This window comes from Methylocystis sp. (genome assembly GCF_051061285.1).
Taxonomy (GTDB): domain Bacteria; phylum Pseudomonadota; class Alphaproteobacteria; order Rhizobiales; family Beijerinckiaceae; genus Methylocystis.
On sequence record NZ_JBPFEA010000019.1, the window covers coordinates 1 to 12,783 of the forward strand.

At 62.5% G+C, this 12,783-nt stretch carries 14 protein-coding genes, 1 pseudogene and 1 riboswitch; of the genes and pseudogenes, 7 read left to right on the forward strand and 8 right to left on the reverse strand.

Features of this window, described 5'->3' with window-relative positions; genetic code table 11:
- Positions 1 to 192 precede the first annotated feature (192 nt).
- A complete protein-coding gene (locus ACR65T_RS06595; protein WP_434495731.1) occupies positions 193 to 1,683 on the forward strand; it encodes a hypothetical protein in 1,491 nt (496 codons plus the stop codon).
- Positions 1,684 to 1,858: 175 nt separating this feature from the next.
- On the opposite strand, the gene crcB is transcribed toward ACR65T_RS06595, so the two are convergent.
- On the reverse strand, positions 1,859 to 2,233 hold the full coding sequence (crcB, locus tag ACR65T_RS06600; protein WP_434495732.1) for a fluoride efflux transporter CrcB: 375 nt from the start codon (positions 2,231 to 2,233) through the stop codon (positions 1,859 to 1,861).
- A gap of 85 nt (positions 2,234 to 2,318) precedes the next feature.
- Positions 2,319 to 2,380, reverse strand: a riboswitch (Fluoride riboswitch).
- Between the two features lie 348 nt (positions 2,381 to 2,728).
- Between crcB and ACR65T_RS06605 the strand changes: the two genes are divergently transcribed.
- Positions 2,729 to 3,070, forward strand: coding sequence for a Kazal-type serine protease inhibitor domain-containing protein (locus tag ACR65T_RS06605; RefSeq protein WP_434495733.1), 342 nt, complete (start codon positions 2,729 to 2,731; stop codon positions 3,068 to 3,070).
- A gap of 93 nt (positions 3,071 to 3,163) precedes the next feature.
- On the forward strand, positions 3,164 to 3,487 hold the full coding sequence (locus ACR65T_RS06610; protein WP_434495734.1) for a Kazal-type serine protease inhibitor family protein: 324 nt from the start codon (positions 3,164 to 3,166) through the stop codon (positions 3,485 to 3,487).
- Positions 3,488 to 3,531: 44 nt separating this feature from the next.
- Here ACR65T_RS06610 and ACR65T_RS06615 read toward each other — a convergent pair whose 3' ends face one another.
- The 3 genes from ACR65T_RS06615 to ACR65T_RS06625 all read right to left on the reverse strand — a co-directional run bounded on the left by ACR65T_RS06615 (position 3,532) and on the right by ACR65T_RS06625 (position 5,923).
- Entirely contained in the window at positions 3,532 to 3,909 is a 378-nt protein-coding gene (locus ACR65T_RS06615; RefSeq protein ID WP_434495735.1) for a hypothetical protein, read from the reverse strand.
- 107 nt (positions 3,910 to 4,016) lie between these two features.
- Entirely contained in the window at positions 4,017 to 5,321 is a 1,305-nt protein-coding gene (locus ACR65T_RS06620; RefSeq protein ID WP_434495736.1) for a L,D-transpeptidase family protein, read from the reverse strand.
- 74 nt (positions 5,322 to 5,395) lie between these two features.
- The gene (locus tag ACR65T_RS06625) at positions 5,396 to 5,923 is read right to left on the reverse strand and encodes an adenine phosphoribosyltransferase (RefSeq protein WP_434495737.1); all 528 of its coding nucleotides are present in this window, start codon (positions 5,921 to 5,923) and stop codon (positions 5,396 to 5,398) included.
- A 331-nt stretch (positions 5,924 to 6,254) separates the two neighbouring features.
- Between ACR65T_RS06625 and recA the strand changes: the two genes are divergently transcribed.
- From recA to ACR65T_RS06645, 4 genes and pseudogenes are all read left to right on the forward strand, one after another.
- On the forward strand, positions 6,255 to 7,319 hold the full coding sequence (gene recA / locus ACR65T_RS06630) for a recombinase RecA (protein ID WP_175093058.1): 1,065 nt from the start codon (positions 6,255 to 6,257) through the stop codon (positions 7,317 to 7,319).
- 61 nt (positions 7,320 to 7,380) lie between these two features.
- A pseudogene (locus ACR65T_RS06635) lies at positions 7,381 to 7,668 on the forward strand (transposase); the annotation flags it as partial.
- 216 nt (positions 7,669 to 7,884) lie between these two features.
- Positions 7,885 to 9,180 (forward strand): MFS transporter, encoded by a 1,296-nt coding sequence (locus ACR65T_RS06640; protein WP_434495738.1) that lies wholly within the window; start codon positions 7,885 to 7,887, stop codon positions 9,178 to 9,180.
- Between the two features lie 79 nt (positions 9,181 to 9,259).
- Complete coding sequence (locus tag ACR65T_RS06645) at positions 9,260 to 9,610, forward strand: hypothetical protein (RefSeq protein WP_434495739.1); 351 nt, start codon at positions 9,260 to 9,262, stop codon at positions 9,608 to 9,610.
- Between the two features lie 62 nt (positions 9,611 to 9,672).
- Here ACR65T_RS06645 and rpsI read toward each other — a convergent pair whose 3' ends face one another.
- From rpsI to ACR65T_RS06665, 4 genes are all read right to left on the reverse strand, one after another.
- Positions 9,673 to 10,152 (reverse strand): 30S ribosomal protein S9, encoded by a 480-nt coding sequence (gene rpsI / locus ACR65T_RS06650; protein ID WP_434495740.1) that lies wholly within the window; start codon positions 10,150 to 10,152, stop codon positions 9,673 to 9,675.
- Between the two features lie 2 nt (positions 10,153 to 10,154).
- On the reverse strand, positions 10,155 to 10,625 hold the full coding sequence (rplM, locus tag ACR65T_RS06655; RefSeq protein ID WP_434495741.1) for a 50S ribosomal protein L13: 471 nt from the start codon (positions 10,623 to 10,625) through the stop codon (positions 10,155 to 10,157).
- 238 nt (positions 10,626 to 10,863) lie between these two features.
- Positions 10,864 to 12,231 (reverse strand): ammonium transporter, encoded by a 1,368-nt coding sequence (locus ACR65T_RS06660; RefSeq protein ID WP_434495742.1) that lies wholly within the window; start codon positions 12,229 to 12,231, stop codon positions 10,864 to 10,866.
- A 31-nt stretch (positions 12,232 to 12,262) separates the two neighbouring features.
- Positions 12,263 to 12,601 (reverse strand): P-II family nitrogen regulator, encoded by a 339-nt coding sequence (locus ACR65T_RS06665; protein ID WP_434495809.1) that lies wholly within the window; start codon positions 12,599 to 12,601, stop codon positions 12,263 to 12,265.
- Positions 12,602 to 12,783 lie beyond the last annotated feature (182 nt).

Consider the following 12,783-nt stretch of genomic DNA (forward strand, 5'->3'; position numbering starts at 1 on the left):
TCACCCATCCATCCAACTCCAGCGCGTTCGAGATGTGCAGATCGACCCAGCGGAAATAACGCAACGCGGAATTGCGTCCGCAATCATGTCGCGAAGAAAATCAGAAATGCGTGTCGGCAGGGCGAATAAGACGGGCTAAGATCATAGACCCGGCCAACAAACCCGTGGTTGTCAGAGGCGACGATGTGACGGATGAGCGGCTTTGCCCGTGGCCGTTTCGGCTTGAGTTCCGCCGATTTCCTCGTAAGCGTTTGGATACGGGTGCCCATCTCTTCTTCTAGCAAGGCGATTGGAAGTCTGCAATATTATGTGATCTATCGTAATTATGTGATCTATCGTAGCATTAGACGATGTAAACGAAGTTCCATCGGGCGGCCAATGAGCATTAAGTCTCTCAAAATCGAAGACCTAGTTGTGAATCGTGCGAATGACCGGCACGGCGAACTAGAAAACGAAACTGCGGCTATCGCATGGCTCTTCAACGCGCGTGAGACGCACATGCGCAACCTCGCAAAAGACATCGTCGACAAAGGCGAGATATTTGAGCTTCCGCTCGTCTCCCCAGAGGGTAGCAAGTTTATCGTCTTCGATGGCAACCGGCGCGTGACATGCCTGAAGCTCTTGGCGCATCCCCATAAAGCGCCGAACGCCGAGTTGCAGGAATTCTTTGCTGAGCAAAAAGCGCGTTGGAAGGGAGAGTTTCCCGAATCCGTGCAGTGTCAGGTGGAAGCTAACCGAGAGCGTATCGACGAGATTCTCTTCCGTCGTCATACCGGTACCCAGAATGGTGTTGGACAGTCGACCTGGGACGACCGTATGAAAGCGACGTTTGTTGCCCGCACCGGGCAACGAAGCGGGATCAGCGTCGCAGACGAGATCGAAAATCGCCTGAGAGAGGCCAACCTCTTGCCTGGCCGTAAGAAGATTCCGCGATCGACAATGAACCGTCTTCTGTCAGCCGAGCCCTTCAGAAACCGACTGGGTTTCAGTGTATCTAACGGGCGCTTCGAGTTCACTCACGAAGAAGATGTGGCGCTAGGCGCGATGGCGCGCGTTGCCTACGATCTCGCCAACAAGCGTCTGGTGCTTGGCGATATCTGGGATGTAGACGGAAAGCGAAAGTATCTTGACGGGCTGGAACGGGAAGGAGTTCTTCCGAGTGTGCAGTATGCCCTGTCGGGACGTTCTGCCAGTGCGGCGGCCGCCAAGGTGCAGAAGGCAAGGCCTGCCGCGGCACGCAAGCCAAGCAAGCGAACGACGCTCATACCGCAACTCGATTATGGCCTCGCATGGCCCGGCAGGTTGCAGCGCCACAGGCAGATTTGGGATGAGCTTCAGTTTCGCCTCACGCTTACAGAGCATCCGAATGCTATCTCGGTTCTCTTCCGGGTGCTGTTGGAGCTAGCTATGGAGAATTGCATCGCGCAGGCCGGCGTAACAGTGAACAATGGCGACAAGCTCGCGGCGAGACTTGTGAAGGTCGGAAAGCACCTTCGCGGCGCGGGAAAGATCGATGACAAGCAACTCGGTGTGCTGACGAAGTTCCAGCACTCGGACCAGCTTGTTTCGGCAGATACCTTGAACCGCTACGTTCATTCGCCAAGCTTCGCTCCCTCGCCCGAGCATCTCGCCTCGATGTGGGACAGTTTGGCGGACGTCATCTGTCTTTGCCTTCGGGCGTGAGGTTTCAAAGGCTCTCCTTCTCGCGGACGCCAGAAGCCGCCAGTCCGCAACCGGCCCCACATCGGACGCTTGTGATCGGGCAATCAACATGCCCGGAATAGGACCCAGGCCCGCTTTGGGTCAAATCAAGCTATTCATCCGCCACTCGGCGGGGGAGAGGCTCGCTCCGAAGCCCTCACGAAAAATGCCGCAGCAGCGACAGGCCGGCGAGGAGGCCGGCGACCGCAAGGCCGATTGACGCCACGACATAAACGGCCGCCATCGCCAGTTCGCCGCGCTCGTACAGCAAGACCGTCTCGAGCGAGAAGGCCGAAAAGGTGGTGAAGCCGCCAAGGATACCGGTCGTGAGAAACAGGCGCCAGTGCTGCGACGCCCCGCCCTTGAAGGCAAAATAGCCCACGAGCGCGCCCGTGAGGAACGAACCCAAAACATTGACAGCCAACGTTCCGAAAGGAAAATTGAGGCCGATCATCCGAGCGAGAAGAAGATTCACGCCGTGGCGCGTCGCCGCGCCAAATCCCCCGCCGATAAATACGATCAAGAAGCCCATGTTTGTCGTCCTTTCCAATGAGCGGACGACAAACATGCTGCGGCAGGCGGCGCTTTAAGCGCGCTCCTCCCGCAGGACGCGCGTCCTTGCGGCAGGAGCCATCAGCCTCATCAGGCGGTTACCGGGAGCCCCATCCCGTGTGGGAGCCAGCATAGTCGCGCCGGCGCGAACGATCAACCGGCCGCCAGCCGCCGTCAGGGCTTCGAACTCTGGTTAATTTCAGCTCACTCTCAGCCGTCATGCCCGGCCTTGTGCCGGGCATCCACGCCGGTCAACCGCGAAACGCATCGCGCGGAGAGAGTAGGTTCGGCTCATATCCTCACATTTGCCTCGCGTCATCGCGTGGATGGCCGCGACGAGCGCGGCCATGACGCGGGTGAGATGACTCCTCGTAAACCTGGATTCGGAGCCAGCAGCCGCCGTCGCCGGTGCGGGAACGCTTGCGCGCCAGATGCGTTATCTCACCGTTACGAAAGCATTTTTTGGAGAATTGCGATGAATTTACGCCTTGGCTTGCGCCTCTGCGCGCTCCTCGCTTCAACGCTCTTCGTGCTCTTCATGGCGACGTCATCGCCGGCGCTCGCCGCCGGAGGCGTCGGCGCCAAATGCGGCGGCATTATCGGCCTTCACTGCGCCAAGGGCTTGTGGTGCGAGATGCGCCCCGGCTCCTGCCGCGTCGCCGACGCTTTTGGCCGTTGCTCGGTCAGGCCGCACTTCTGTCCCCGCATTTTCAGGCCGGTGTGCGGGTGCGACGGCCGCACCTACGCAAACGACTGCGCGCGCCGCGCCGCGATGGTCAACAAGCGGCACAACGGCCGCTGCAGGCGCCATTACTGACGCTGGTTGAAGCCTCGCCCACGGCTGGGCGAAGCGAACGGCGAAAGCAGACGCCGTAGCACTTGCTGCAGTTTTTTAAGGGAGGACGACGATATGACGAAAATACTTTGGACATTCGCGAGCGCCCTGGCGCTCTCACTCTTTGTCTCCGCGCCTGCCTCGGCCGCCAAGGTCGGCGAGATGTGCGCAGGCATCGCCGGCATTCAATGCGACAAAGGCTTGTGGTGCGACCCCGAGCCGGGCCAATGCCGCGGAGCCGACATCGCCGGCAAGTGTGTGGAAGTTTCAAAGATCTGCACCAAAGACTATCGTCCCGTTTGCGGCTGTGACGATAAAACCTACGGCAACGACTGCACGCGTCGCGCCGCCAAGGTCGCGAAAAAGTCCGACGGCGAGTGCCCGAAACCTTACAAATGAGCCCGGGTGGCGGCGCGGCGCAATCGGCCGCGCCACTTCTTTGGCTAGTTTAAGCAGCCGCTGGCCTGCATCTGAGCGATCCAGATCGCGCAGGCCGCCTGAGAGCGCTGGCGGCGGGAGCCGCCGCCATAGCCGTCGTCGCCGCCAAATCCGCCGTAGCCGCCATCGCCATCGTAGTCGCCGGGATCGCCGTCGAAATAGCCACGGCGATAGCCATGGCCGTATCCATGGCCGTAGCCTTGGCCGTAACCCGGACCATAACCGCCATGCCCGCCGCGCCCGTATTGATGCTGGCGCATGCATTTGTTGTAGTTTTCGGCGATCGCGAAGCACAGCGGCGCATTGGCCGCCTGGGCGACCGGCGCGAAAAGAATGCCGAGGGCGCAAGCCGCGCCGACGATAGAATAGGTCACGAGCCGCATGCCGGCGTTTTCCTTGTTGGCGCCCCCCAGCGCTTTTGCATACGCATCCTCGCGCGCGCCGACTGAAACCAAGCTGAACAGTCTTGCCTCAGCGTTGCGCGCCTCGATCACCAGCCGGCGATGCGTCGGCAGGACGAATCGCCCGCGCCAAAGGCGTAATGATCGCCGCAGGCGAAGGCCACCGGCGGTTCGCCGGTCTGCTCGAAGATATCGTAGCCCTGCTTCAGATTATGCCAGAACTCGGTCCAGTGCTTATAATTGCCGCCCGCGCCGACGAAGGCGAGCCAGCTTCCGCCGGTTTCCCGAGCGATCGCCTGCTCGGTCAAGCGGAACGGAAAAATATGCACCTGCACTTCGCGCTGGCCGGCGCGCATCGCCGCCTCGACGAAGGCGTAGATTTCCTCGATGCCGCGGTCGGTCATGGCGAAGCAGCCAACCGACTTGCACGCGCCATGCACCATGACGAGGCCGCCGGTCCGCCCGTTCTGGCGATCGAAGGCGTTCGGATAGCCGACGTTGAACGCGCGGTGATAATTCGAATGCGGATGCAGCTGCTTCGCCGAGACGCTGTAAAAGCCTTCCGGCGACTGGTAATCGGCTTCCTTGAGCTTTGGCCCGAGCCTGCCTGACCATTTGCAGATTGGATAGGTCTTGTAGAGCGAGAAGCGGCTGTTGCTCTTTCGAAGCCAGAGTTCGAGCTGGCCTTCCTGCTTGAAGATGCGCACGAAGACCTGGTCCCCCATGCCGTAGCGGATCGGGGCCTCCTGCTGAAAGGCGTCCTCGGGCGCAGCCCGCAAAGTCGGCTCGACGGCGCGCGCCACCTGGGTCGGCGGCGCCGACTCCTGCGCCGTCGGCGTCGCCTCAACCGCGGCTCTCGCCGAGGGCTCCTGCGGCCGGGCCGGCGGCAGCGGCGCATTGGCGAGCGTCGGCGCCGTGGCCGGGACCTCGGCGGGCGGGGTCGCCTCGGCGGTTTGCGGCTGCTCGGCGGGGGCCGCCGCCGCCGTCTCGGCGAATTTGTCGGCAAGCTCGGCGAGATTGGCCGGTCGCGACGGGGGCAGCGGCGTGGGCTTTTCCACAATCTCCGGCCGCGCGGGCGGCGGCGCGGGCGGGAACGACACCGACCCTTCGACGCCGTCTTGCGCCGGCAGCGTCGCCACCCCGATGGTCGGCTCTTGCGGCGCCGCTATTGTGGGCTCGGGCGGCGGAGCAGGGGGGAATGCGCCGGGCTTCATCCGCAGGGCCATGCTGCGCAGGCCGGTCGGCAGCGCGCCGCTCCAGGCGCCGCGCGCGGCGTCGCTGCGGACGGCAGACGCGCTCCCGCCCCAGGGCATATAGCGGAGGGCTGCGACTCCGCCGACGAGCGCGGCGACGGCGATCGCCGCCAGCGCCAAATGGGTCTGTCGCGGCGTCATGCGCCTATGCAGCCTCTCCTGGAAGATTCTGAACTTCGAGCCTGGGCTGAGCAAGACCACTCGAAAAAGGCGCTTTAGTGGCCTGCGAAGGCGACGAGCGTGCGCACCGGGACGCCCAGCGTCTGGAGCCTTTTCACGCCGGCGAGATCGGGCAGGTCGATGACGAAACAGGCGGCGACGACGTCGGCGCCGGCCTGGCGCAGGAGCTTCACCGCGCCCTCGGCGGTGCCGCCGGTGGCGATCAGATCGTCGACGAGAATCACCCGCTCGCCGGGGAGGACCGCGTCTTCATGCATCTCCATTTCGTCGACGCCATATTCGAGCTCATAGGCGATGGAGACGACGCGATGCGGCAGCTTGCCCTTCTTGCGAATCGGGATGAAGCCGGCGGAAAGCTGATGCGCCACCGCGCCCCCCAGGATGAAGCCGCGCGCCTCCATGCCCGCGACCTTGTCGATCTTGCCGCCGCACCAGGGCTGCACGAGTTCGTCGACCGCCTTGCGGAACGCCTTGGCGTCGCCGAGCAGGGTGGTGATGTCGCGAAAGAGGATTCCCTTCTTGGGATAATCGGGAATGGTGCGAATGGCGGCGGCAAGCGGCATGAAACGGCCTTGCGGTCAGCGGCGAATGTGGCCGCGTGGATGGAATGGCGAAGCCGCCACGCTCAAAGAGATACACGGATGGCGGGGGAGGGCGCAAATGCGGGGGCGTGGCGGGGGACGGGCTTCGCGCGCAGGCGCCCCCGATCGCTGCTCGTCGTCGCCCCTGAATTTCCGGACAAGGTCTCCAAAAAGAACTTGGCAAAAAGAACAAATCATGCACACTGCGGTTCAGGGTCGAGCGCGCTCTTTCGCCCAGCGCCCTTGCCTCGCGACCGTCCTCGCAGCCGCATTGCCTGCGCCTAGCTAACCGTGTCAGAAGGAATTTTCAGCCGTGAGCCAAGCCAATCTCCGCCTCGTGGAAGGGACGTCCGTGGACAAGACCAAGGCGCTTGACGCCGCTCTGTCGCAGATCGAGCGCGCATTCGGCAAAGGTTCGATCATGCGGCTCGGCAAGAACCAGAAGGCCGTCGAGATCGAGACGATCTCGACCGGCTCGCTGGGGCTCGACATCGCGCTGGGCGTCGGCGGCCTGCCGCGCGGCCGCGTCGTTGAAATTTACGGGCCGGAATCCTCGGGCAAGACCACTCTCACCCTGCATGTCATCGCCGAGGCGCAGAAATTAGGCGGCGTCTGCGCCTTCGTCGACGCGGAACATGCGCTGGATCCGATCTACGCCCGCAAGCTCGGCGTCAATCTCGAAGATCTCTTAATTTCGCAGCCCGACACCGGCGAGCAGGCGCTCGAGATCACCGACACGCTGGTGCGCTCCGGCGCCGTCGACGTGCTCGTCGTCGATTCGGTGGCGGCGCTGACGCCCCGCGCCGAAATCGAGGGCGAGATGGGCGACGTGCAGCCGGGTCTGCAGGCGCGGCTGATGAGCCAGGCGCTGCGCAAGCTTACCGCCTCGATCGCCCGCTCCAACACGCTCGTCATCTTCATCAATCAGATCCGCATGAAGATCGGCGTGATGTACGGTTCGCCGGAGACGACGACCGGCGGCAATGCGCTGAAATTTTACGCCTCGGTGCGGCTCGACATCCGCCGCATCGGCGCGATCAAGGACCGCGACGAGACGACCGGCAACCAGACCCGTGTCAAAGTGGTCAAGAACAAGGTGGCGCCGCCGTTCAAACAGGTCGAATTCGACATCATGTATGGCGAGGGCGTCTCCAAATTCGGCGAATTGATCGATCTTGGCGTCAAGGCCGGCGTCGTCGAGAAGTCGGGCGCCTGGTTCTCCTACGACAGCCAGAGGCTCGGCCAGGGCCGCGAGAACGCCAAGAGTTTTTTGAAGCAAAACCCCGAGGCCGCGCAGCGCATCGAACAGGCGATCCGCGAGAACGCCGGGCTGATCGCCGAGCGTATTCTGGACGCGCCGGATGAAAACGAGGCTTAGGCCGTAAAGGATTCCATTTTAGGCGCAAATCAGATTCAAGGCTGCCTTTGGGGAGGCGGCCTTGGGTGTGATGGATCGACTGGTTTTGACCGACGCGGCGTGGGAGCGGATGGCGCCGCTGATCATAGGTCGGCCCGACCTACTGTGGATCGTGCGCACGGGGTCTCCCTGGCGTGATCTTCCGGAAGCGTTTGGGGATTGGAACAGCGTGTTCCGGCGTTTCAGTCGAGCCTCAAAGGGGGGCTGGCGGCGAATTTTTTTCAAGGCGATGGCTAATGATCCGGACGTCGAATATCTGATCGTCGACTCCGCCACCGCCGATCGCTTGCGTCACGTCATCGCCGCCAAGGGCGCGCTCGCCGTCATCCCCAACAACCCTCATCATAAGACAAGCAGGCTCCGAAAAAGTTGACAGGTTTTTGGCGAGAACCTGCTCCAACATTTTTGATTTTGCGCGCTTCCTTATCGATCGCGTGATTTCATGTGACCGGGACGCGCGCGAGCGGCCGTGGCTTGCGACGGCGAAGGCGACGACGCCACACGCTCGGACAATCGAGAAATTTGCATGGATATGCGCCAAAATATGCGCCAAGTGAGCGCGCCAGCGCCCACACAGATCGCGGCCGCCGTGATTGGGAATGCGTTGGAATGGTACGATTTCGTCGTCTACGGCTTTTTTGCTTCCGTTCTGGCGCAGGCGTTCTTTCCAAGCCGAGATGAAACGGCTTCTCTCTTGCTGGCGCTCGCGACCTTTGGCGCGGGCTTCTGCACGCGCCCGCTCGGCGGCCTCTTCTTCGGATTTTACGCGGATCGCAAGGGCCGTAAGGCGGCGCTACAACTCGTCATGTTCGCGATGACCGCCGCGGTGGCTGTCATCGCGCTCACGCCGACCTACGCGAAGATCGGCGTTTCTGCCCCTCTGCTTATCGTCGCCGGCCGCTTGCTGCAGGGATTTGCGACCGGCGGAGAATACTCCAGCTCGACCTGCTTTCTCATCGAAATGGCGCCCCGAGGCCGGCGTGGTTTCTATGGCTCACTGCAAGTATTCGGGCAGGCGCTTTCGATCCTGCTCGCGACGCTGGCAGGCATTATTGTCACGAGCGTTTTCTCGGTCGATGCGGTGAATGAATGGGCGTGGCGGCTGCCGTTTTTCGCGGGCCCGCTGATTGGTCCAGTCGGACTCTATGTCCGACGCCATCTCGACGAAACGCCGGCTTTCAAGGCGACGGCAAGGGCGTGCGGCGCGCGGGAGGCGTTTGTCGATCTGATCCGCCGGCGCGGCGAGAGGCTGCTCGTCTGTTTCGTCGCCACGATCGGCACGACCATCTCATTCTATGTGATCCTCGTCTATATGCCGACCTACGCAAAGACCGAGATGGGATTGACGCTTGAACAATCCTTCCTCGCCCAGGCGCCCGCGCTCCTGCTGCTGATGGCGCTGACGCCGTTGATGGGCGTTTTCTCCGACGTCGTTGGCCGTCGGCCGCTGCTGCTGGCGTCGAATGGTTTGCTTCTACTGTGCGCTTATCCTCTCTACGTCTGGCTTCAGGCCGAACGGTCGGTTTTGGCGCTGGCGCTGGCGCAAATAGCCTTCTGCGTCATGATGTCGGGCATCTGCGGGGCGTTTTCGACGGCGCTCGCGGAGCAGTTTCCCACGCATATGCGTTCCGCGGGCCTTGCGATCCCCTACAATCTCGCCGTGATGATCTTTGGCGGCTTCGCCCCGTTTATCGTCGCGTGGTTGATCGGCTTTTTCGACACGCCCGTCGCGCCCGCCTTCTATCTCATCTTCGGCGCCGGCGCGGGCCTCCTTGGCGTCGCGGGTCTGCACGAACGGCATAGGGAGTCGGATCTCGAATGACCGCCGCATTGAACTATGGCGTTCGACGATCGTTGATTGAGTTTGGCGCCTGCGGCGGACGCTACGACGGGAGACTTTCATGAAGAGAATTGCGGTTTTGATTGTTTCGATCGTTATGATGCAGCAACTTTTGATCGAGGAGGCGGTGGCGCGATCCGCAAGATGCGTCGTCGTCGGCGCCGGCGCGCCGCCCTATCAGGGGAAGTGCGAATTTTCGGCTGAGGACGGCGGCAGCTTTTCGATTACGCCAGTTGGCAAGCCCGCATTTGGCGGCGCGACGCAGATCAGCGTCGCCATTGTTTCGCCGGGCGTCGCGGAAGTGAGAGGGCTGACCCGCGACGGAATCAACTCCCGTTGGGGAGAGGCGAAGCGCTCCAAAGCCGATCCCGCCTGTTGGGTCGGAAGCGACTTCAAGATCTGCGTCTACTGATCAAAACAAAAGCGGCGCAGAAGCGCCGCTTTTGGAAATGCTTGCCTTGAAGATCGCGAAGCTTAGCGCTTCGAGAACTGGAAGCTGCGGCGGGCTTTCCGCTTGCCGTATTTCTTGCGCTCGACAACGCGGGAGTCGCGCGTCAGGAAGCCTTCCTTCTTGAGCGCGGGACGCAGTTCCGGCTCGTAAGCGGTCAGCGCCTTGGCGAGGCCATGGCGCACCGCGCCGGCCTGACCCGAAAGTCCGCCCCCGGCGACCGTAACGACGATGTCATATTGACCCGCGCGCTTGGTGACGCCGAAGGGCTGGGCCAGAATCATGCGCAGCACCGGACGGGCGAAATAGACTTCGACGTCGCGGCCGTTGACGGTGATCTTGCCGGGGCCCGGCTTGATCCAGACGCGCGCGACGGCGTTTTTGCGCTTGCCGGTCGCATAGGCGCGGCCCTGCTTGTCGAGCTTTTGCACATAGCGCGGCGACTCGGGCGCCGTGACGACGCTTCCCTGAAGGTCGGAAAGCGAGGAAAGAGTGGTCTCGGCCATGATCAGGCGCTCCGGCTATTCTTGACGTTCAGGGCGGCGACGTCGAGCGTCTGTGGGCTCTGCGCCTCATGCGGGTGTTCCGCGCCCTTATAGACGCGCAGATTGCCGAACTGCTTGCGGCCCAGGGGGCCTCGCGGCAGCATGCGCTGCACGGCCTTCTCCAGGACTCGCTCCGGGAAGCGCCCGTCGAGAAGGAACTTCGCCGAGCGTTCCTTGATGCCGCCGGGAAAGCCCGTGTGGTGGTGATAGACCTTCTGGTCGCGCTTGCGGCCGGTCAAAACCACTTTTTCGGCGTTGATGACGATGATGTTGTCGCCGTCATCCATGTGCGGCGTGAACGTCGCCTTGTGCTTGCCGCGCAGACGCAGCGCGATGATGGAGGCGAGGCGGCCGACGACGAGCCCGGAGGCGTCGATCAGCACCCACTTCTTTTCGATGTCGGCGGGTTTCGCCGAATAGGTGTTGCCAAACATGAGATGGGAATTCCGTGTGAACGGTGTGTTCGGATGGGCGTGGATAGGCGATGCGGCAGGAGGGGTCAAGCGGTTTTTGCGCGGCAAAGTCTCCACAATGCCTAGAAAACTGGGCGCTAGGGTTTGTTGGTATTAGGATACCTTACATGTCGCCCCGATCTGAAGTGACATTGCGACGCGATTTGGCCGGGGCAAGCCCGGCCATGACGCTATAGGAGGCCGGCGTTCCGGCGGCTCGCTACTGATGCAGCGCTTCGCCATGCAGCGCGATGTCGAGGCCCTCGCGTTCATCGTCGTAAGTCACGCGAAGCGGCGTGATCATCGAGACAATTTTCAGCGTCGCTAAAGTGCCGATCACGCCCCAGACGATCGTGACGAGGACGCCGATCGCCTGCACGTAAAGCTGATGCGGATCGCCTTCCAACAGGCCCGCGACGCCGGGGTCGCCTTCCGAAGCCGTGATCGCGCGGGTGGCGAAGACTCCGGCGAGCAGCGTGCCCATGATGCCGCCGACGCCATGCACGCCGAAAACATCGAGCGTATCATCGTAGCGGAATTTATATTTCGCGACGGTGCAGAACCAATAGCAGACGCCGCCGGCGATCATCCCAATGACGACGCCGTGCCATGGCAGGACATAGCCCGAGGCCGGCGTGATCGTGCCCAGGCCGGCGATGGCTCCCGAGATGACGCCGAGCACCGACGGCTTGCCGCGCTGGAGCCATTCCAGGCCGCTCCACACCAGCGCGCCGGCGCAGGCGGCAAGATGCGTCGCCACAATGGCGAAGACCGCGCGGGAATTGGCGGCGAGCGCCGAGCCGCCATTGAAGCCGAACCAGCCGACCCAGAGCAATCCGGTTCCGACGACGGCGAGCGAGAGATCGAAGGGCGAGAGGTTTTCGCGTCCGAACCCGACGCGATTGCCGAGCACGAGCGCGCAGACGAGGCCGGCGATCCCGGCATTGATGTGCACGACCGTCCCGCCGGCGAAATCGAGGAGGCCCAGCTTCTGCAGAAATCCGCCGCCCCAGACCCAATGCGCGGAAGGCACATAAACGATGAACAGCCACAGCACGCAAAACAGCATGAAGGCGGAGAACTTCATGCGTTCGGCGACCGAGCCGGCGACCAGCGCGCAGGTGATCACCGCGAAGGTCATCTGATAGAGCATGAACAGGATTTCAGGGATCGTCTTGGCGAACGGGCTCACCGTGTCGAGCCCGATCCCTGCAAGAAGCGACCGCGACGCGTCGCCGATATAGGCGCCCTCGCCGCTGAAGGCGAGGCTGTAGGCGACGCCGATCCACAGCAGCGAGACGAGCGCGGTGGCGATGAGGCTCTGCGCCATGGTGGCGAGCACATTCTTCTTGCGCACCATGCCGCTGTAAAAGAGCGCCAGCCCCGGCAGCGTCATCATCAGCACCAGCGCGGTGGCGGCGATCATGAAGGCGGTGTCGGCGGCGTCGATCTTGCTCCCGCCGTCCTGCGCGAGGGCGGGGCCGGCCACAAGGGTTGCGGCGAGCGCCGCGCCAAAACTATCCCACCGGACTCGCGGAATCCTCGCGCCGACGAATGTTATAGCCGCGCGCGTAAACGAGCTGTGCATGCCCTGGTCCTGATTGATGATGGGAGATCGCTTAGAGCGCGTCGGAGTCGGTTTCGCCGGTGCGGATGCGCATGGCGCGGTCCAGCGGCGAGACGAAAATTTTGCCGTCGCCGATATGGCCGGTGTAGGCGGCGAGTCTGATCGCCTCGATGGCGCGATCGACGAGCGCTTCAGGGAGCGCGATGTCGATCTTAACCTTGGGCAGGAAGGCGACGATATATTCGGCGCCGCGATAGATTTCGGCGTGGCCCTTCTGTCGGCCATAGCCTTTCACTTCGGTCGCGGTCATTCCGTGCACGCCGATTTCCGTCAGCGCCTCGCGCACCTCGTCGAGCTTGAAGGGTTTAATAATCGCCGTGATGATCTTCATTTGCGCAGACATGCCCTCATGGTTGGCGAATTGAACATTGTCTCAGCAATTGGCATGCCATTCTGCGCAGAAAATAATCGTTTTCCGTGCTGGCATCGAGTTTGAGCCTGGCCAGTCGTGAGGCGCCAGGCGGCTAAGTTTTGTACACTATGCTTACATTGTTGGCTGACATGGGCGCGGCT